This window comes from Comamonas trifloxystrobinivorans, assembly GCF_043359985.1.
GTDB lineage: Bacteria > Pseudomonadota > Gammaproteobacteria > Burkholderiales > Burkholderiaceae_C > Comamonas > Comamonas trifloxystrobinivorans.
Genome location: NZ_JBHZGV010000013.1, coordinates 39,826 through 60,150 on the forward strand (window position 1 = coordinate 39,826; position 20,325 = coordinate 60,150).

The 20,325-nt window shown below is 60.3% G+C and carries 18 protein-coding genes; 7 read left to right on the forward strand and 11 right to left on the reverse strand.

The window, feature by feature from the left end:
* Nucleotides 1-159 precede the first annotated feature (159 nt).
* From ACFIQF_RS16740 to ACFIQF_RS16750, 3 genes are all read left to right on the forward strand, one after another.
* The gene (locus ACFIQF_RS16740; RefSeq protein ID WP_393944610.1) at nt 160-1,944 is read left to right on the forward strand and encodes an NAD(P)/FAD-dependent oxidoreductase; all 1,785 of its coding nucleotides are present in this window, start codon (nt 160-162) and stop codon (nt 1,942-1,944) included.
* Between the two features lie 117 nt (nt 1,945-2,061).
* Nucleotides 2,062-2,610: a VUT family protein gene (locus ACFIQF_RS16745; protein ID WP_393944860.1), complete on the forward strand. Its 549-nt coding sequence runs from the start codon at nt 2,062-2,064 to the stop codon at nt 2,608-2,610.
* Between the two features lie 207 nt (nt 2,611-2,817).
* Complete coding sequence (locus ACFIQF_RS16750; protein WP_393944612.1) at nt 2,818-3,354, forward strand: hypothetical protein; 537 nt, start codon at nt 2,818-2,820, stop codon at nt 3,352-3,354.
* A 76-nt stretch (nt 3,355-3,430) separates the two neighbouring features.
* Here the strand turns inward: ACFIQF_RS16750 and htpX are convergent, their stop codons facing one another.
* From htpX to pyrC, 3 genes are all read right to left on the reverse strand, one after another.
* The gene (gene htpX, locus ACFIQF_RS16755; RefSeq protein ID WP_393944614.1) at nt 3,431-4,309 is read right to left on the reverse strand and encodes a protease HtpX; all 879 of its coding nucleotides are present in this window, start codon (nt 4,307-4,309) and stop codon (nt 3,431-3,433) included.
* A 119-nt stretch (nt 4,310-4,428) separates the two neighbouring features.
* Complete coding sequence (locus ACFIQF_RS16760) at nt 4,429-5,244, reverse strand: DUF3025 domain-containing protein (RefSeq protein WP_393944616.1); 816 nt, start codon at nt 5,242-5,244, stop codon at nt 4,429-4,431.
* A 60-nt stretch (nt 5,245-5,304) separates the two neighbouring features.
* The gene (gene pyrC, locus ACFIQF_RS16765; RefSeq protein ID WP_393944617.1) at nt 5,305-6,357 is read right to left on the reverse strand and encodes a dihydroorotase; all 1,053 of its coding nucleotides are present in this window, start codon (nt 6,355-6,357) and stop codon (nt 5,305-5,307) included.
* A gap of 145 nt (nt 6,358-6,502) precedes the next feature.
* On the opposite strand from pyrC, the gene ACFIQF_RS16770 reads away from it, so the two are divergent.
* A complete protein-coding gene (locus ACFIQF_RS16770; RefSeq protein ID WP_393944619.1) occupies nt 6,503-7,399 on the forward strand; it encodes an amino acid ABC transporter substrate-binding protein in 897 nt (298 codons plus the stop codon).
* Between the two features lie 83 nt (nt 7,400-7,482).
* Here the strand turns inward: ACFIQF_RS16770 and ACFIQF_RS16775 are convergent, their stop codons facing one another.
* From ACFIQF_RS16775 to ACFIQF_RS16810, 8 genes are all read right to left on the reverse strand, one after another.
* The gene (locus ACFIQF_RS16775) at nt 7,483-8,220 is read right to left on the reverse strand and encodes an amino acid ABC transporter ATP-binding protein (protein ID WP_393944621.1); all 738 of its coding nucleotides are present in this window, start codon (nt 8,218-8,220) and stop codon (nt 7,483-7,485) included.
* 26 nt (nt 8,221-8,246) lie between these two features.
* Nucleotides 8,247-8,918: an amino acid ABC transporter permease gene (locus tag ACFIQF_RS16780; RefSeq protein ID WP_393944623.1), complete on the reverse strand. Its 672-nt coding sequence runs from the start codon at nt 8,916-8,918 to the stop codon at nt 8,247-8,249.
* Nucleotide 8,919: 1 nt separating this feature from the next.
* Nucleotides 8,920-9,675, reverse strand: coding sequence for an amino acid ABC transporter permease (locus ACFIQF_RS16785; protein ID WP_393944625.1), 756 nt, complete (start codon nt 9,673-9,675; stop codon nt 8,920-8,922).
* 126 nt (nt 9,676-9,801) lie between these two features.
* On the reverse strand, nt 9,802-10,701 hold the full coding sequence (locus tag ACFIQF_RS16790) for a transporter substrate-binding domain-containing protein (protein WP_393944626.1): 900 nt from the start codon (nt 10,699-10,701) through the stop codon (nt 9,802-9,804).
* A 288-nt stretch (nt 10,702-10,989) separates the two neighbouring features.
* Nucleotides 10,990-11,940 (reverse strand): LysR substrate-binding domain-containing protein, encoded by a 951-nt coding sequence (locus tag ACFIQF_RS16795; protein WP_393944628.1) that lies wholly within the window; start codon nt 11,938-11,940, stop codon nt 10,990-10,992.
* 91 nt (nt 11,941-12,031) lie between these two features.
* The gene (locus ACFIQF_RS16800) at nt 12,032-13,390 is read right to left on the reverse strand and encodes an NAD(P)H-dependent oxidoreductase (RefSeq protein WP_393944630.1); all 1,359 of its coding nucleotides are present in this window, start codon (nt 13,388-13,390) and stop codon (nt 12,032-12,034) included.
* A gap of 104 nt (nt 13,391-13,494) precedes the next feature.
* Nucleotides 13,495-15,369, reverse strand: coding sequence for a TRAP transporter large permease (locus ACFIQF_RS16805; RefSeq protein WP_393944862.1), 1,875 nt, complete (start codon nt 15,367-15,369; stop codon nt 13,495-13,497).
* A gap of 5 nt (nt 15,370-15,374) precedes the next feature.
* The gene (locus ACFIQF_RS16810; RefSeq protein WP_393944632.1) at nt 15,375-16,388 is read right to left on the reverse strand and encodes a TRAP transporter substrate-binding protein; all 1,014 of its coding nucleotides are present in this window, start codon (nt 16,386-16,388) and stop codon (nt 15,375-15,377) included.
* Between the two features lie 224 nt (nt 16,389-16,612).
* Between ACFIQF_RS16810 and ACFIQF_RS16815 the strand changes: the two genes are divergently transcribed.
* The 3 genes from ACFIQF_RS16815 to ACFIQF_RS16825 are packed head-to-tail and all read left to right on the forward strand — an operon-like array spanning nt 16,613 to nt 20,318.
* Nucleotides 16,613-17,443 (forward strand): IclR family transcriptional regulator, encoded by an 831-nt coding sequence (locus ACFIQF_RS16815; protein ID WP_393944634.1) that lies wholly within the window; start codon nt 16,613-16,615, stop codon nt 17,441-17,443.
* A 53-nt stretch (nt 17,444-17,496) separates the two neighbouring features.
* Nucleotides 17,497-18,669, forward strand: coding sequence for an acetyl-CoA acetyltransferase (locus ACFIQF_RS16820; RefSeq protein ID WP_393944635.1), 1,173 nt, complete (start codon nt 17,497-17,499; stop codon nt 18,667-18,669).
* Nucleotides 18,666-20,318, forward strand: a complete 1,653-nt coding sequence (locus ACFIQF_RS16825) for an acyl-CoA synthetase (protein ID WP_393944636.1) — start codon at nt 18,666-18,668, stop codon at nt 20,316-20,318. Before ACFIQF_RS16820 ends, ACFIQF_RS16825 begins: the two co-directional genes overlap by 4 nt.
* Nucleotides 20,319-20,325 lie beyond the last annotated feature (7 nt).

Below are 20,325 nucleotides of genomic sequence, written 5' to 3' on the forward strand. Positions count from 1 at the left end.
AGAGCGTGTCATGGCTGCCATTGTCGCTGAGCAACTCGCCCGCAGGCGCTGCCGTCAAACGCGCACATACCTTATTGCCTCGCATGGGCGCTGGCCCAGGATTAAGCCAATGCGCTGGACTCAGGCTACCATCACGCCCTTGCTTGATAGGTACAAGCCATGATCCGGATCGCAGAACTGAAACTCCCCCTCGCGGCGGTGCCCTACCACCCCGAGAACCACACCGAATTCCAGCCACTGGAGAAGCTGACCGCACTGGCGGCCGAGCGCCTGGGCATTGCCAGCACGGCCATTGCGCACTTGCATGTGCACAAGCGCAGTTTTGATGCGCGCAAGGCAGCGCTGCTGGCGGTCTATATCGTCGACATCACGCTCGCCGATGCCAGCCAGGAAGCCGCGCTGCTGGCACATTTTGCCAACGACTCCCACGTACAGCCCACGCCCGACATGGCGTGGAAGCCCGTGGGCCAGGCACCTGCCGGCCTGGCAGAGCGCCCGGTCGTCGTGGGCTTTGGGCCTTGCGGCATGTTCGCCGGCCTGGTGCTGGCGCAAATGGGTTTCAAGCCCATCGTGCTGGAGCGCGGCAAGACCGTGCGCGAGCGCACCAAGGACACCTGGCGCCTGTGGCGCAAGCGCGAGCTGACGCCCGAGTCGAACGTGCAGTTTGGCGAAGGCGGCGCCGGCACTTTCTCCGACGGCAAGCTCTACAGCCAGATCAAAGACCCGCGCCATCTGGGCCGCAAGGTGCTGGACGAGTTTGTGCAGCACGGCGCGCCGCCCGAGATTCTGTTTGCCGCCCACCCGCACATCGGCACCTTCAAGCTGGTGAAGCTGGTCGAAGGCATTCGCGAAGAGATCGTGCGCCTGGGCGGCGAGATCCGCTTTGAGCAGCGCGTGACCGATGTGCAGGTTGAAGAGAGCAACGGCCAACGCCAACTGGTGGGCCTGCAGGTGCTGAACCAGGCCACGGGCGAGAGCTATGCCTTGCCCACGCAGCACGCAGTAATGGCGCTGGGCCACAGCGCACGCGACACTTTCACCATGTTTTATGAGCGTGGCGTGGCCATGGAGGCCAAGCCTTTCTCGGTGGGCTTCCGCATTGAGCACCCGCAAAGCGTGATCGACCGCGCCCGCTGGGGCAAAGATGCCGGCCACCCACTGCTGGGCGCGGCCGATTACAAGCTGGTGCACCATGCCAAAAATGGCCGCGCCGTCTACAGCTTTTGCATGTGCCCTGGCGGCACGGTGGTGGCCGCGACGAGCGAGCCAGAGCGCGTGGTCACCAATGGCATGAGCCAGTATTCGCGTGCCGAGCGCAATGCCAATGCCGGCATGGTCTGCGCCATCAGCCCCGAGGACTATCCGCAAGATGCCGAGAGCTTTGCCTGGGCGTTTGACGGCAAGACGCTGGGAGTGGAAAAGCAGGCCCCAGGCACGTTCCATCCGCTCTCTGGCGTGGTGTTGCAGCGCCAGCTGGAGTCGCGCGCCTACGTGCTCGGCGGCAAGAACTACAGCGCGCCCGGCCAATTGGTGGGCGATTTTGTCGCCGGCAAGCCATCGGCCGAGTTCGGCAACGTGCAGCCCTCGTACAAGCCCGGAATCCAGCTGGGCGATTTGCACCAGGCTTTGCCGGCTTACGCCATTGAAGCCATGCGCGAGGCGTTGCCCGCCTTTGGCAAGAAGATCCGTGGCTACGACATGCAAGACGCCGTGCTGACCGGTGTGGAAACGCGCACCTCGTCGCCCGTCAAAATTGGCCGTGGCGCCGATTTCCAAAGCGACAACACCCGCGGCCTTTACCCGGCTGGCGAAGGCGCCAGCTACGCCGGCGGCATTCTCTCGGCCGGTGTGGACGGCATCAAGGTAGGCGAGGCCGTGGCTTGCGCCATTTTGGATCTGCCCGTGCCCTCTTCGGGTTCACGCGGCTCCGGCGGAGCCTTATAACCCCCTGAGGCGCGTTGCGCCTTCCCCCCAGGAGGACGACACCTACGGTGCGGGGCGGCCCTTCCTTGGTGTCACTTAGACAGGCCGTGCCAGTATTTAAGGAAACCGAACATGGACATGAACCATGCCGCACTCCCTCCTTCGCGTAGTCAGCTAGTGGCGGCCACCGCCGCGATGGTGGTGGTAGTGCTGTCATCCAACATCCTGGTGCAGTACGCCATCAACGACTGGCTGACCTGGGGCGCTTTCACCTACCCGTTTGCGTTCCTGGTGAGCGAATGGACCAACCGCCAGCATGGCCCGGCCATGGCTCGGCGCATTGCCTGGGCCGGTTTCGCCGTGGCGGTGGCCGTGTCGGCGCTGCTGGCACCGGCGCGCATTGCGGCCGCATCGGGCACGGCGTTCATCGTTTCGCAGTTGCTCGACATCACCGTATTCAACCGCCTGCGCCACGGCAATTGGTGGCGTGCGCCGCTGGTGGCCACGGTGCTGGCTGCCTGCCTGGACACCGCCGTGTTCTGGAGCATTGCTTTTGCTGGCGAGCCGCTGCCCTGGGTCAGCTGGGCGCTAGGCGATCTGGGCGTCAAGCTGTTGATGGGCGTTTGCATGCTGCTGCCATTTCGGCTGCTGCTGTGGCGCCAGAGCCAAAACCTGCACCAAGGCTGAGCCCAGCCTTTGCCACCGCCCGGCCAGCGTTGTGTGGCCGAGACACGCCACCGCTTTTGCCCGCCGCACTACATGGCAATGGCTTAAGCATTGCTTAACATGGCAAAAAAACCTCGCATGCGGTCTGAGTGCCGCCTTGCGAACCTGCTCCATGTCAGGCCCGACCTACAATCACCGTTGCTCTGTTGATAGCCACGAGGGAGAACGATGTTTGCAACCATAGTGCGCGTGTTGGCGGCTTCCAGCCTGGGCGCAGCCATGGGCTGTCTGCCAGGCATGGCCGCCGCTGCGGATACAGGTTCGGCACTGGCCGGCTGGACATTCGGCTACGCGCCGTATACCTACCATTTCTCCGAAGCCAAGAAAAAGCACGACTACGAGCCCGACGACGAAAAGCACAGCTACGTCTGGCTGATCAATGCGGAAAAGCAGTTCGACGAACACCAGGTTGCCGGCTTTGCCTACTTCAGCAACTCCTTCGGCCAGCCCAGCCAGTACGCTTATTACGGCTGGCAGGTGCGCCCGTTTGCCAGCACACCGCAGCTGTTTTTCAAGCTCACCGGCGGCGTGATCCACGGCTACAAGTTCCCCTACCACAAGAAGATTCCGCTCAACAACAAGAACGGCTGGGGCATCACCGCCATTCCCGCCGTAGGCTGGAACCTGAACGAGAACTGGGGCGGCCAGCTCAACCTGCGAGGCACCTCAGCCCTGATGTTCCAGCTGAACTACAGCATGCGCTAAAAGCTACCGCATAGCTTTTGGGAATTAAAAAAGGCGCTGCCCGCAATGGCAGCGCCTTTGTCATTCCTGTCCGGGCTTATTGCGCCTGGCTGTTTTGCAGTGCGGCTACGCGCTCTTCGATGGGTGGGTGCGAGCTGAACAGCTTGCCCAGGCTGCCGGTAATGCCCATGGCCTGCATGCTTTGTGGCAGCGCGCCGGGTTGCATGCCGCCCAGGCGGTGCAGAGCGTTGATCATCGGCTGCTTGCGGCCCATCAGTTGCGCGGCACCAGCGTCAGCGCGGAATTCGCGCTGACGCGAGAACCAGGCCACGATGATGGCGGCCAGGAAGCCGAACACGATGTCGAGCACGATCGTGGTGATCATGTAGCCGATGCCGGGGCCGGAGCTGTTCTCGTCATTACGGCGCAAGAAGGAGTCGACCGCGTAGCCGATCACCCGCGAGAGGAAAACCACAAAGGTGTTCATCACGCCCTGGATCAGCGCCATGGTGACCATGTCGCCATTGGCGACGTGGGCCACTTCGTGGCCGATCACGGCTTCCACTTCTTCGCGTGTCATGCCTTGCAGCAAGCCGGTGGACACGGCCACCAGCGACGAGTTTTTGAACGCGCCGGTCGCGAAGGCATTGGGCTCGCCCTCGTAGATGCCGACCTCGGGCATGTTGATGCCAGCGGCGTCGGCAAAGCGGCGCACGGTCTCGACAATCCAGGCTTCGTCAGCGCTCTGGGGCTGGTTGATGATGCGCACGCCCATGCTCATCTTGGCGATGGGCTTGCTCATCAAGAGCGAGATGATGGCGCCACCAAAGCCCATGATGAAGGCGAACCCGAGCAAGGCGCCCAGGTTCAGGCCGTTGGCGGTGAGAAAGCGGTTGACGCCCAGCAGGCTGGCGACAATGCCCAGCACCACCACCACGGCAACGTTGGTGAGCAAAAACAGAAAAATTCGTTTCATTTAAGAGGTTTCTCCAAACAGGGGAACGCGCATAGATCGCCAATTGTGGGCAAAGTGCTGCCAATTCAAGGCTTCAGCTGCAAAAAATGGAAGCAGACCTACAGATCCGATTGCATTGCTTATCGTGGTTCTGGCAATCGGGCCGCGCGAAATACGCTGACATCGTCGTAGAAGGAAAAGTTCTCGTTTTCCTGGCTCCACCCTGGAACACCCAGCACTGGCAGAGGTGTAAATGGTTTGCTTGCAAGGCGCGCAGCGTCCAGGGATTGTGCGATGGCGGTGTCGCTATTTTGCTCCAAGCGTCCGGACAATGGGTGGCAAAAAACATGCGCCGTGATTGGTTTTCTCGGCTGGGTCAGCTTCTCCAATAGCGCATGGCCTATCAGCAGCAACTGCGCATCGCCCCACAGCGGCCGCAGCTCCACAAACAAGCGCTGCCACTGGCGCGCCTGCAGCGCTTGCCACAGCGGCTCGGGCGCAAACAGCACCGCGCCGTTTTCGTCGAACAAAGTCAGCGCGTCGCGCAGCGCGCCTCGTTTAGCGCCAACACCCAATTGCGCAATGGCTTGGGCCTGCAAGGCGTTGAAGCGCGCCTTGGTTTGCGGCAGGCGGTGCCAGACCAGGCCGTTCAAGGCGTCGTGCAGATTGTCCCGCGTGGGCACGCAGGCGGTGCGGGCGATAAAGGCTTCGTAGGCCTCGCCCTCGGGCAAATCCGTCTGCGGGACAAAGCGGCGCGCCTGCGCACTGGCGGCCAGCCCGCTGTGCTGCGCCAGCTGGTTGAGCAGGCCGGCCACGCTGAGCTGCGGCTGCGCAGCTTGCAAGCGGCGCAGCTGCTCGCCCAGCGCCTGGTAAGGCTGGAGCCATGGCGCTTGCCATTCGATGGCCTGCCAGACCGAGGGCGTTGCGGCGGCCGCGTTCAGTTCAGTGTTGTGCATAAAAAAGCTGCTGGCATTTTCTCCAACGCCAGCAGCTCTATCGTCTACCACGAGCAAAAATCAGCGCGCAGCTTGCAGCTTCCAAGGCAGTGCCTCGCCAGCGCGCAGCGGCTTGAGCTGGGCTTCGCCAAAGGCAAAGCTCTCGGCCGGCGTCCAGCTTTCGCGCACCAGGGTGATGCGGTCGGTATTGCGCGGCAGACTGTAGAAATCAGGACCATGGAAGCTGGCAAAGCCTTCCAACTTGTCGAGCGCGCCAGCGTTGTCAAACACCTCGGCATACATCTCGATGGCCGCATGCGCGGTGTAGCAGCCCGCGCAACCGGTAGCGTGCTCCTTGAGCTGCGCGGCGTGCGGCGCGCTGTCGGTGCCCAGGAAGAACTTGCTGTTGCCGCTGGTAGCCGCTTTGACGAGCGCCAGGCGATGCTCTTCGCGCTTGAGCACGGGCAGGCAGTAGTAGTGCGGGCGAATGCCACCGGTGAAGATGGCGTTGCGGTTGTAGAGCAGGTGCTGCGCGGTGATGGTAGCGCCGGTGAAACGGTCGCTCTCGGTCACGTACTGCGCCGCTTCCTTGGTGGTGATGTGCTCGAAGACGATTTTCAGCTCGGGAAAATCGCGGCGCAGCGGCACCATGTGGGCCTCGATAAAGGCGGCTTCGCGGTCGAACAGGTCGATGTCGCTGCTGGTGACTTCGCCGTGCACCAGCAGCAGCATGCCTTCGCGCTGCATGGCTTCGAGCGTGGGATAGATCTTGCGAATATCGGTCACCCCGTGGTCGCTGTTGGTGGTAGCGCCCGCCGGGTACAGCTTGCAAGCCACCACGCCGGCCGCCTTGGCGCGCACGATCTCTTCGGGCGCCAGGTTGTCGGTCAGGTACAGGGTCATCAACGGCTCGAACTGCAGACCTTGCGGCACTGCCGCCAGAATGCGCTCCCGGTATGCCTGCGCCAGTTCAGTGGTGGTGACTGGCGGCTTCAAATTTGGCATGACAATGGCGCGCGCAAATTGTTGTGCTGCGTGCGGCACGGTGGTGGCCAAAGCGGCGCCATCGCGCAGGTGAATATGCCAGTCGTCCGGGCGGGTGATGCTGAGAGTGGTGGGGTGTGCGGTGCTCATGGCCGCCATTGTCGCATTGGTCACGAGGCCGTCATGCCAGTGGGCAAGCATGGCTTGGGGCCAGCGCCGCCCGCCGCCCTGCAGCCCGTGCCCGGGGCGCGCTGCAGAAGCTGTTTTTTGTTGTGAAAGTGTGAGTGGAATGCGTTTGAACCTTGTTGTAGGTGCTGCCGTGCTGGCAGTGCTGGGAACCTCCCACGCGGCCCAGCCGCCCGCTGGCGACAGCTGGGAGCAGATCCGGGCGGCCCGGGTCATCACCGTCGGCTACCGGCCCGATGGCCTGCCCTTCGCTTATGAGGCGGACGAGAGCAAAAAACCGGTGGGCTACGCCATAGACATCTGCCAGGCCCTGATCGGCAAGCTGCAGCAGAGCATGGGCCTGGCGCAGCTCGATATTCGCTACCGCGCCATCAACGGCCAAACCCGTTTCAGCGATCTGGCCAACGGCCAGATCGACGTCGATTGCAGCAACACCACCAACACCAAGGAGCGGCGTCAGACCCAGCATGTGGCCTTCAGCATGCCTTATTACGTGGCGGGCGTGCGCATTCTGGCGCTGGCGAGCAGCCCCATCAGCGACGTTGACAGCCTGCACGGCAAGCGCGTGATCACCACCAAGGGCACTACCTCGCTGAAAGTGCTCAACAGCCATATGGCCTCGGGCCTCAAAGTGCAGCACGCCGAATGCACCACCCACGAAGCCTGTTTTGCCGCCGTGCAAAACGGCAGCGCCGACGCCTGGCTGATGGATGACGTGCTGCTGGCCGCTTACCGCGCCCAGGCGCCCAAGCCCGAGCAGTTCAAGATTGTGGGCAAACTGCAATCGATAGAGCCGCTGTCGCTGATGATGCGCGCCAACGATGTGCGCATGAAGAAGCTGTTCGACACCGAGATGCGCGCCATGGCGCAAAGCTACGAGATTGCCAGGCTGTACAAGAAGTGGTTCGAATCACCGCTGCCAGGCAAGGGCTTCAATCTGAACACGCCCATGTCCTACCTGCTCACCGACATGCTGCGCTACCCGAGCGACCAGTTTGACAATTGATGCAGCCTCGCCAGTCCTGACTCGGGATGGCGCATGAAAAATGGCCGCAAATGCGGCCATTTTTTTGGGGGGGTGCTGCTTGCTCAGTGCTGCAGGATCTTGCTCAGGAAGTCCTTGGTGCGCGGCTGGCGGGCGTCGGGGTTGCCGAAGAATTCTTCCTTCGAGCAGTCTTCCAAAATCTTACCGCCCACGTCCATGAAGATCACGCGGCTGGCAACCTTCTTGGCAAAGCCCATTTCGTGCGTCACGCACATCATGGTCATGCCTTCGTGGGCCAGGCCGATCATCACGTCCAGCACTTCGCCGACCATTTCCGGGTCGAGCGCCGAGGTGGGTTCGTCAAACAGCATCACGGTCGGGTCCATCGACAGCGCGCGCGCAATGGCCACACGCTGCTGCTGACCGCCCGAGAGCTGGCCGGGGAACTTGTCCTTGTGCGCCATCAGGCCCACGCGGTCGAGCATCTTCAGGCCGCGCTGCTTGGCTTCGTCGGCGCTGCGGCCGAGCACCTTCATCTGGGCGATGGTCAGGTTCTCGGTCACCGACAGGTGGGGAAACAGCTCAAAGTGCTGGAACACCATGCCCACGGTGCTGCGCAGCTTGGGCAGATCGGTCTTGGGGTCGTGCACCGCCGTGCCGTTGACCCAGATCTCGCCCTTTTGCACAGGCTCGAGCGCGTTGATGGTTTTGATCAAGGTGGACTTGCCCGATCCCGAGGGGCCGCACACCACCACCACTTCACCTTTTTTGATGTTGGTGGAGCAGTCGTTGAGCACCTGGAAGCTGCCGTACCACTTGGAGACGTTCTTCATTTCAATCATAGGAATTCCCTTTGTCTATTGCAGCATCAGCGGATGATGGCGATCTTTTTGTGCAGGCGCTTGACCAGCGTCGACAGCGCAAAGCAGATGATGAAGTACAGCACGGCTGCTGCCAGGTAAGCCTCGACCGGACGGCCAAAGTTCTTGCCCGCCACTTCAAAGCCCTTGAGCATGTCGTAAGCACCGATCGCGTACACCAGCGATGTGTCCTGGAACAGAATGATGGTCTGCGTCAGCAGCACCGGCAGCATGTTGCGAAAGGCCTGGGGCAGCACCACCAGACGCATGTTCTGGCCGTAGGTCATGCCCAGCGCCTGGCCGGCAAAGACCTGACCGCGCGGGATCGACTGGATACCGGCACGCATGATCTCGGAAAAGTACGCCGCCTCAAAAGCCACGAAGGTGATGATGGCCGACATTTCAGCGCCGATGGGCTTGCCGATCAGCAAGGGCACCAGCAGGAAGAACCACAGAATCACCATCACCAGCGGGATCGAGCGCATGCCGTTGACGTAGATGGTGGCAGGCACCGTGAGGAACTTCTTGCCCGACAGGCGCATCAGCGCCAGCAGCGTGCCAAAGAAGATACCGCCCAAGGTGGCAATGACTGTCAGCATGATGCTGAAGCCCAGGCCCTTGAGGATGAAGTTCTGGATCAGGTCCCAGTTGTAGAAGGAGAAGTCGAGATTCAGATTCATCTTAGTGGCCTCCTGCGCCGCCTGCGGCAATGAAGCCAGGGATACGGCTCTTCTTCTCAATGAAGGCCATGATGCGGTTGATCACGAAGGCCGAGATCATGTACAGACCCGTCACCGCCAGGTACACCTCGATGCCGCGCGAGGTTTCTTCCTGCGCTTGCATGGCGAACATGGTGAGTTCCGCGATCGACACGGCAAACGCCACCGACGAGTTCTTGAAGATGTTCATCGCCTCGCTGGTGAGCGGCGGAATGATGATGCGGTACGCCATGGGCAGCAGCACATAGCGGTAGTACTGGAACGTGGTAAAGCCCAACGCCATGCCCGCATAACGCTGGCCGCGTGGCAAAGCCTGGATACCGGCGCGCAGCTGCTCAGCGATACGCGCCGAGGTGAAAAAGCCCAGCGCCAGCACCACCAGCAAAAATGGCGATACCTGCTTGAAGACAGGGAAGATCTGCGGCACCACGTGGTACCACAGGAAAATTTGCACCAGCAGCGGAATGTTGCGGAACAACTCCACCCAGGCGTTGCCCAAACGCACCGCCCAAGGCTTGTCGGGCAGGGTACGCATGGTACCTACGAGCGAGCCGACGATCAGTGCGATCACCAGCGAGCACAGAGACACGGAGATCGTCCATCCCCAAGCAGACATCAACCAGTCCAGGTAGGTGATATCGCCGTTCTTGCCGAAACAGCCTTGCACCGCCTGACGCTCAATCGTGTCTTCACAAAATACTTGCCAATCCCAATTCATAGGGCCACCTCTTGTTTTTGTCGTTGTAGCAATCTCGGCACCTGCTGGCAACTGTGTAAAACCAGCACCAACAAAAAAGCCCCTTCCAACCGCTAGCTAGAAGGGGCGGTACCTATGCAGTGTTGCTTACTTGACTTCGTAGGCTTCCATGGGCTTGTCGTTGGGGTGCGCCCACGCATCCTTGGTAGCAGCAGACAGCGGCAGACCCACCTTCACGTTGTTGGGAGGAATGGGTTGCATGAACCACTTGTCGTACAGCTTCTCCAGCGAGCCGTCCTTGATCTGGCGAACGATGGAGTCGTCCACGGCCTTCTTGAAAGCAGGGTCGTCCTTGCGCAGCATGCAAGCGATAGGCTCCACCGACAGCACTTCGCCGACGATCTTGTAATCGGCCGGTGCCTTGGACTTGGAGATGTTGGCGGCCAGGATGGAGCCGTCCATGATGAAGGCGTCAGCGCGGCCCGATTCCAGCATCAGGAAGCTGTCAGCGTGGTCCTTGCCCATGACTTCCTTGAAGGTCAGGCCGTCAGCGCGCTTGTTCTTGCGCAGGGTCTGCACCGAGGTGGTGCCGGTGGTGGTCACCAGGGTCTTGCCGTTCAGGTCCTTGATGCCGGTGATGCCGGAGTTGGCCTTCACCGCAATGCGCACTTCTTCCACATAGGTGGTAAAGGCGAAAGCCGCATCCTTGGCGCGAGACTGGTTGTTGGTGGTAGAGCCGCACTCCAGATCCACGGTACCGTTTTGCACCAGAGGCACGCGGTTTTGCGAGGTCACGGGCTGGTAGTTGATGTTCAGCTTGGCCAGACCCAGGTTCTTTTGCAGGTCGTCCACAATGCGCTCGGCCATTTCGGTATGGAAGCCCACGTACTTGCCATTGCCCAGCGTGTAGCCCAGGCCCGACGACTCACGCACACCCAGGGTGATGCTGCCGGACGATTTGATCTTCGCCAGCGTGTCACCAGCTTGCGCAAACGCGCTACCAGCCGCCATCAGGGTCACTGCCATTGCCAGCAAATGTTTCTTCATCTTCAGACCTCCAAAAAAATCAAACTGCTGCCGCACCACGCCGCTCATGACGCCTAGGCGACAACCTGTGCACCCCATTGTGCAACCAGTCCAGATAATGCACGGAAATCAGCCAAAAAATTCTTCAAAAAATGAAAATTGGCTGATGTCTTACCCTTGCATGCGCACAAACGCTATGGCAGGGCTCGGTGGTTGCACAGCAGACAATCGGCGAGCATTGCACAAATTTTGACTGCTTGGTATTAGAAATTACCCTGCAAATTAGCAAAAGTAATGGCGCTATAAAAATTACGAATTACGCGCAGCAGCAGGCTCTGGCCGGCGGGCCACCAGGTAGTCCCACAGGGCGGCAGCGCCGCTCTTGACCGTTTCTTTGGAGACCGGTTTTTCGCGGTAGGCACGCACGTCCATCTCCACCTCCCACTGCGGTAATACCGGATGATCGGCCCGAATCAGCTTCTTGGCCTTGAGCTCTTTCTTGGCCGCGCTGTGCGGCAAAAAGGCAATGCCATGGCCTTCGATCGCCATGGCTTTCAGGCCTTCGGCCATATCGGTTTCGTAGACCCGATCCAGGTAGGCCGGCTCGGGCGCCTGCTTGAGCGCCAAATCGGTCACGCGGCTCAGATACGCGCCCGGCGCGTAGCCCAGAAAAGGCAGCGGCACGTCGGCCGTGCCTGGCAAGGGGAACAGCGGCAAGCCATCGAGGCCCGGCTTGCAGTACGGTGCCATCACCTCGCGGCCCAGGCTGACCATTTCATAGCGCTGCGGATCGAGCTGGATCGGCTGCGACTCATGGTGGTAGGCGATCAGCAAATCGCAACCGCCTTCGACCAGACGCATCACCGCATCGTGCACATTCAAGGCGATCAGTCGGCTTTTGAACAGGCCAAAGTCATTGCGCAGCCCCGACACCCAGGTGGGGAAGAAAGTGAATGCCAGCGTGTGGGGCACTGCAAAATCGATGATGTCCTTGCCCGAGGTGGAGTGCACCCGCAGCATGGCGCGCGTGCTTTGCACCGCCTGCAAAATCTCGATCGCCTGGTTGTAGAGCGTCTTGCCCGCCGGCGTCAGCCGCGTCGGGTAGGAGCTGCGATCCACCAGATCCGCCCCGGCCCAGGACTCCAGCGCCTGAATGCGCCGCGAGAACGCCGGCTGGGTGACATGGCGCAACTGCGCCGACCGGCTGAAACTGCGCGTTTCCGCCAGACTCACAAAATCTTCAAGCCACTTGGTTTCCATGCGGGCATTATCGCCAGCTCAGCCGCCTACTGGCGCAAAAACCTGCAGAACCGTGCTTGCGCACCCGCAACCGCGCCAGTAGTCAACAAACTCAAGCCTCGCTTAACCCGTAGGCCTGCGGCTGGCGCTGCATCTCCTGTCGGGCGCGAGCTGCGCGACTGTCATCAACGCGCACCACGTCATCCCAGGTAACCACCTGGCCCTGAGGCACTGCATTCTTCAGCACCACTTCATGCGCCAAAGCAATAGGCAGGGCGTTCTTGTGCAAGGAGGTTTGCGCTGGCAGCAACTTGCCCCAAACGGTATAACCACCCTCGCCGTCCAGCACCTCACCGGCCTGCAAGTTCCGCTTGGCAACGGACACGACATCTCCGATCCAGCCGCTTGCCACACCAGTCGCTTCACCACGCAGCGCTACGCTCGCCACCGACACCCCGACCTCCAGCCCGATCAAATGCCAGCGCTTGTACAAAGTGAAATAGCGCCCGCTCGGGTCCGTATGAGCGTTGTATTCCTCAAAGCAATTGCGGATGTATTCGGTATCACCCTCCACCGTCACCCAAACACCCATTCGAATGTCGTACGGAATCACACGGCCATCGGTCTCCAGGCTGGAGATCACCTCGACCATGCCCTTGCGCTCCAACACCCCGCCTTCGGCACGCGGGCGCGTGACGAAGGGTATGTCCGCCACGCTGGCGGGCGGATACAGCAAGCCATCGGAGGGAACTTGCAAACCCGTGGCGTTGGCCACAGCAGCACTTTCGATGGAGGGCTTGGTACCATCCAGAAAACTGTTGAACATCTTGGGATTCAAACCGCCACGTGCCGCTTGCTCAGGAGTCAGGCCATAGTGCCCCCACACCGTTTCAGGCGTGGATTGGTTGAAATGCGGCAGCCACTTGTGGCCACGCCCAGCCGCAACCACCTCGAAGCCACAGGTCCGCGCCCAGTCAACCAGATCACAAATCAAGGCAGGCTGGTCGCCAAATGCCAGCGAGTACACCACGCCAGCGCTGGCTGCCTGCTTGGCCAGGTAGGGGCCACACATGGCATCCGCTTCCACGGTAACGTTGACGACATGCTTGCCGTTGTCAAACGCCGCCAAGATATGGTCTACCGCAGCGATCGGGTTGCCGGTGCACTCCACCACTACATCAATCCGCGCATGCGCCACCACAGCCTGCCAATCTTCGCCCAACCAGGTGGTGCCATTGGCGATCGCATCATCGATAGAGCGAGCCTGCAAACGCTCTGCCGGCCAACCGACACGCGCCAAGTTGACCTGCGCCGCCGGCACCGAACGGTCCGCAATCGCCACCAGATGCACCCCTGGCGTTTTCAGCACTTGCGAAAGGTACATCGAGCCCAATTTCCCCGCACCAATCAAACCAACGCGAATGGGGTTAGCGCTTGCTGCGCGTTGCAACAACTTGCCATACAAAGCCATTTGTACTCCTCAATTTTTTTACTGCCTCAAAAGCAAGGGCCCTGCGATCTGGCTATCGAAGCCAATATCAGCAGAGCCCTTGACAAGCCACCCAACCACCGCGGCTACTTTAAAAACCCTATCGACAACCATGGCCATGCAGCCACGATCACGATGCCGATGAACAGGGAAATCATGTAACCAATGATGGGGCGGACACCTTCGTCGGGCGACACCTTGCCAATGGCGCAAGCAGCGTAGTAACCCACACCAAATGGCGGCGCAAACAGGCCCAAGCCCATCGACAGCACCACCACCATGGCGTAATGCACCTCGTGCACACCCAGCTGACGAGCAATCGGGAACAGCAAGGGGCCAAACAGCACGATGGCAGGAATCCCTTCCAGAACGCTTCCCAGAATGATGAAAACCACAATGGAAACTGCCAGGAAAGTGGCATTACCACCGGGCAAGCCAGCCATCAAAGCCGCCAATTGACCGGAGAAGCCAGACTGCGTCAACGCCCAAGCCATGCCGGTGGCGGTACCAATGATGAGCAGGATGGCGCCCGACAAGCTCGCGGTTTCCACCAGCATCGGCAGCAGACGCTTGTAGTCAAAGCAACGGTAGATCACCAGACCGACTATCACCGAGTACACGATGCCGATGGTCGAGACTTCCGTAGCCGTGGCAATACCCTCCACGACCGCAGCCCGGATCACGAAAGGCAGAGCCAGTGCAGGCAACGCTACCCAGAAAGCGGTTGCGATATCACGGCCCGAGGCTTTCTTAACCTGGCTGAGGTCTTCGCCACGAAAGCGCCACCACACCACAATACACAGCATCAAACCCAGCACTACCGCAGGCAACATGCCGCCGGTGAACAAAGCCGTGATCGATACACCAGTGACCGAGCCGATCGTGATCAGCACCAGGCTGGGCGGCACCGTCTCGGTTTGAGCACCAGTAGCAGACAGCAGCGCAACCAGCTCGCCATCCTTGACGCCGCGTTTGCGCATTTCCGGGAACAGCACCGGAGCAACCGCAGCCATGTCAGCCGCTTTGGCACCCGAGATGCCAGACACCACATACATGGCGCCCACTAGCACATAGGACAAGCCACCGCGCACATGCCCGAGCAAGCTGGCCAAAAAGGCCACCATGCGTTTTGCCATGCCCGTCATCTCGATCAATACGCCCAAGAAGACAAACAGCGGTACCGCCAGCAAAATCAGATGCGACATGCCTTCGTCCATGCGCCCCACCACCACCATGGTCGGCACATCGGTAGTCAGTGCGAGGTAGCCAAAGGTTGCCAATCCAAACGCAAAGGCAATGGGCACACCAGCAAAAACTGCTGCAGCCACAACACCAAAGAAGAAGATCAGCAGATTCCAGTTACCCAACTGTGCATACAAGGGGCGCAGCAAAACCAGCACCCCAATGCAAACACCTACGAGCAACACAGCTGTCCCCGTGGTGCGCCAGCTCGCTTGCACCACCAGCTTGAGCAACAACACCAGCACCATCAAGACCGAACAAACCGGCAGCGCACTGGCGCGCCAGATGTTGGATATCTCCATGGCAGCGGTGGTGACGTATTGCTCTTCGTAGGCGTATTCGTAGCCAGGCATCAGCAACAGCAGCAAAAATGCCAGCGCAGCGCAGATGGCTACCATGTCCAGCGCCGCTCGCGTTCCAGGCGAAGCCCGGTTCACCAGCGCCGCCATGCGCATATGCTCGCCACGGTACAGTGCCACAACAGCACCCAGCATCGCCAACCATAAAAAGAGAATGGAGGCGAGCTCGTCAGACCACAAAAGTGGGGTGTGCAACACATAGCGCGCCAGCACCCCGGCAAACAGAATGCAGATCTCGGCCACCACCAAAATGGCGGCCACCACCTCTACCAGCTTGCCAAGGCCACGTTCTATGCAGTGCGCAACTTTGCGCACACCCTGCAATTGTGCAGGGCTCGCATTGGTTCCGTGGGCTGCCATTACGCTCACGAAAGCGCTCCGGCAGCGTCTTCCAGCAGCTTCCAAGCCTGCTCGCCGTACTTCTCCTTCCACTCTTTATAGAAGCCGGCGTTGCGCAGTGCGTCACGGATCGGGCCAGCTTGGGGCGTATTGAAGGTCAGGCCGTGCTGCGTCAGCTGCGCCTGCAGCTCCTGGTTGAGTTTCAGCACATCCGCGCGCTCAGCCATGCCCGCAGCATTCAGATGCTTGGCCACGATATCGCGGATGTCGGCTGGCAGTTTTTCCCAGGCCCTGCGGTTGGCCAAGAACCAGAAACCATCCCACATGTGGTTGGTGACCGAGCAGTACTTCTGCACTTCGTAGAGCTTGGCGGTTTCGATGATCGCCAAGGGGTTCTCCTGGCCATCCACCACCTTGGTCTGCAGCGCGGTATAGGTTTCGTTGAAGTTGATGCTGGTGGGCGCCGAGCCCAGGGCCTTGAACATCGAGGTCCACATCGGGCTGACAGGAACACGGATTTTCAGATCCTTGAAATCAGCCGGGCCTTGGATCGGCTTGCTGCTGGTGGTGATCTGGCGGAAACCGTTGTCCCAGATCTTGTCCATCACATGCAAACCCTTGCCCTGGATCTGGCCACGGATGTACTCACCGAGCTTGCCATCCATGGCTTTCCACACCTTGTCGTAATCCGAGAAGGCAAAACCCACGCCGCTGATGGATGCTGCAGGCACCAGGGTTGACAAAATCAAACCCGACAGGGTGAAAAACTCCACCGCACCTGAGCGCAATTGGCTCAGCGTATCGGTGTCGGAGCCCAACTGGCTGCTCGGGAAAATCTGCAGCTCGAAACGGCCATTGGTATCGCGCAAGATGTTCTTGGCAGCCTCTTGCGCACGCAGATTCATCGGGTGCGAAGGCGGCAGGTTGTTGGCGTATTTGTAGCGAAACTCCGGCGCCGCAAATGCGCTGCGGAATGGGGTTGCCGCCAGCACAGCACCGCTGCCTACAGCAGCTACCAGATTACGTCGAGCTCGATCCATGTTGTCTCCTTGAAGTTATGAGGGTGTCAGCGTTGAAATCAGAAACCTACGGCGTTGGATATTGCCAAAATTTCTTTTCATGGTCTAGCCTGTGGACCATAGGGAAAACATCAGTAGCCGCCAAAAACATTGATTTCTCTTCTGAATAAGATTAAATTTCGGTATCGGAATTTTGACTCGATAAAATCAATGGTTCACATAATGAACCAGTATGGAATTTCAAATTGACTGTATCGAAGGTTGACGGAACCCAAGCCATAGCGCGCGCCATGGGCCTGCTGCGCTGCGTATGCCGAGCAAGAGCGGAAGGCATAGGTTTGACCGCGCTCACGCGAGAAACAGGCATGAGCAAAGCAACCGTTCACCGCATGATGCTGGCGCTCATGGCCGAAGGCATGGTGGAGCAAGACGAGGCATCGCGACGCTACCACCTGGGTGTCGAATGCTATGTGCTGGGCAGCGCGGCCAGCCAACGCCATGGCTTGCACCATATAGCCGCCCCCATCCTCTCCCGCGTCGCCAATGAGTGCGGCGACACTGCATTTCTGACAGTTGCCAATGGCAGCTATTCCGTCTGCGTGCTGCGCGAAGACGGCGACTACCCGATCAAGACCCACGCACTCATGCCGGGTGATCGCCACCCACTGGGCGTGGGCGCAGGCAGCCTGGCTTTACTGGCCGCCATGCCAGACGAAGACATTGAGGCCTGCCTGGAAAGCAATGCCGAGCTCATCGCCAAGTCTTACCCCCACTACTCCCTGTCTTTGCTGCATGAGCAAGTGCAGCAAACGCGGGCTCAAGGCTATGCACTCAATGAAGGCCTGGTTCTCCCTGGCTCTTGGGGAGTGGGAGTGCCTTTGCAGACGCACAGCGGCGATATTTTGGGAGCACTCAGCATTGCGGCTCCCGATTCCCGCATGCGACCCGAACGCCAGCCTGAGCTAGTCCAGCTGCTCAAACAAGCAGCCGTACGGCTGCTGGCCAAGCTGCCAGGACCGGACCAAACCGCGGCCAGCACCACAACTGCGCCAAGCAGCAAAAAACGCCAAGCCTGAACGAATTTCAAGTCCATAAAACCCCATCTATTACAGGAACAGGAGACGAAACCATGAACCAACGAGCCGTCATCGCCGGGTGGAGCCATATTCCCTTTGGCAAACTGGATGATCCCGATACCGAAAGCCTGATGGCACGCGTCAGCGCTGACGCCCTGGAGCACGCTGGCGTGCCCGCCCAAGCGGTGGATGGCATCTATGTGGGCGTGATGAATGGTGGCTTCCAGAAGCAGGATTTCCACGCCGCCCTGGTAGCCATGGCTGTGCCAGAGCTGGCCTATGTGCCAGCGATGCGTCTGGAAAACGCTTGCGCCACAGGCTCTGCCGCTCTCTATGCGGCCATGGATTTCATCGAATCCGGGCGTGGTCGTATTGCGCTGGTGATTGGCGCAGAGAAGATGACCTCCAAGCCCACGCGGGAGATCGGCGACATCCTGCTTAACGCCAGCTACCGCAAGGAAGAAGCTGATATTGACGGCGGTTTCGCCGGCATTTTCGGCAAAATTGCAGGCACCTATTTTGAGCGCCACGGCGACCAAAGCGAAGCCTTGGCGCGCATCGCCGCCAAGAACCACCGCAACGGCATTGATAACCCTTACGCACAAATCCGCAAGGATCTCGGCTTTGAGTTTTGCAATACGGTGTCGGAAAAAAATCCGTACGTCGCAGCGCCTCTGCGCCGCACCGATTGCTCGCTGATCTCCGACGGCGCCGCAGCACTCGTGATCGCCGATGCAGAGACCGCCGCCAGCCTGCAGCGCAACATCTCTTTCCGGGCGCGCCAACAGGTCAATGACATGCTGGCCCTCAGCCGCCGCGATCCAATTGCCTTTGAAGGCGCCACCCGCGCTTGGCAAAAAGCCTACGCCCAGGCAGGCGTGCAGTTGTCCGACCTGAGCCTGGTAGAAACCCATGATTGCTTCACCGTGGCAGAAATGCTCGAGTACGAAGCCATGGGCCTGACCCCCAAGGGACAAGGCTACCGCGCCGCACTGGAAGGCTGGACCGAGAAAGACGGCAAGCTGCCCGTCAACGCCTCGGGCGGCCTCAAAGCCAAGGGCCACCCGATTGGCGCCACCGGCGTTTCCATGCACGTGATGGCCTGCATGCAGTTGATGGGCGAAGCCCAGGGCATGCAAATCCCGAACGCCAAACTGGCTGGTGTATTCAACATGGGTGGCGCAGCGGTTGCCAACTACGTGAGCATTCTGGAGCGCACCAAATGAACGCCCGCCCTCAGTACGACCAACTTCCCAGCACGCCAGTGGGTGGCGTTGCACCCAGCACCAAACGGGTGATGAACCTCGCCCATTTTCTGTCTCAGGCTGCCCGCCGCCACCCAGAAAAACCAGCACTCACCCATGGTTCTGAGCAAGTGACTTGGCAGCAGTTGGAGCAGCGCGCTGCTGCGCTGGCCCACGCACTGCAAGCACAAGGCATCGGCAAGGGCGACCGGGTGCTGACGCACTCCAAAAACTGCATCGGCATGGTGGTGACCTTGTTCGCCACCTTGCGCCTGGGCGCGGTTTGGGTGCCCACCAACTTCCGCATCTCGCCAGACGAAGCCGTCTACCTGGCCCAGGCCTCCGGCGTCAAAGCCTTTTTCTGCCATGCGGATTTTCCTGAGCACGCCCAAGCGGTCGCCGCCGCCATGCCCGAGATGCAGCAATTGATCTGCATCGACACGCCAAGCCATCGCCAAGCACCGTTCGGCAACAGCACGCTGAGCGATCTTCTGGCTGAGCACGCCGGGCAAGTGGCACCCGAGGCAGCGGTGGAGCATGACGATCCGTGCTGGTTCTTCTTCACCTCGGGCACCACCGGCAAGCCCAAAGCCGCCGTGCTGACGCATGGCCAGATGGCCTTTGTGGTGACCAACCACCTGTGCGATCTGATGCCTGGCACCACCGCAGCCGATGTCAGCCTGGTGGTGGCACCGCTCTCGCACGGCGCCGGCATCCATTACGTCACCCAGGTCGCGCGTGCCGTGCATTCGGTACTGCCCGCCAAGGACAAGATGGACTGCGAAGAAATCTGGGAGCTGGTCCAGAACCATCGGGTGACAAACATGTTCACCGTGCCGACGATCGTGAAGCTGCTGGTGGAGCACCCCTCGGTGGACCAGTACGACCACAGCACGCTGCGCTATGTCATCTATGCCGGTGCGCCCATGTACCGGGAAGACCAGAAATACGCACTGCAAAAACTGGGGCCGGTGTTGGTGCAGTACTTTGGCCTGGGCGAAGTCACCGGCAATATCACCGTGCTGCCGCCGGCAGAGCACCACCTCGACGACTCCCAGGCCCGGCTGGGTACCTGCGGGTTTGAACGCACCGGCATGCAAATCAGCATCCAAGGTGACGATGGGCAAGAGCTGGCACCTGGAGAATCGGGCGAAATCTGTGTTTGCGGCCCTGCCGTGTTCGCCGGTTACTACAACAACCCCGAGGCCAACCAGAAGTCGTTTCGCAACGGCTGGTTCCGCACCGGCGATCTGGGCTATGTAGACGCGCAAGGCTATCTCTTCATCACCGGTCGCCAGTCCGACATGTACATCTCGGGCGGCTCCAACATCTACCCCCGCGAAATCGAAGAGAAGGTGCTCACCCACCCCGCCATCGCCGAAGTGGCCGTACTTGGCATCCCCGACCCGACCTGGGGCGAAGTGGGCGTAATGGTTTGCGTCACCCGTGCCGAGCAGTCGGTCAGCGCCAACGAAATGATCGAATGGATGGCACCGAAGATGGCGCGCTACAAGCTGCCCAAGCACGTGTTCTTCTGGGATGAGCTGCCACGCTCGGGCTACGGCAAGATCACCAAGAAGCTGGTACGGGAGACGCTGTACGAGCGAGGAGACTTGAGCACCGGCAACTGAACCATTC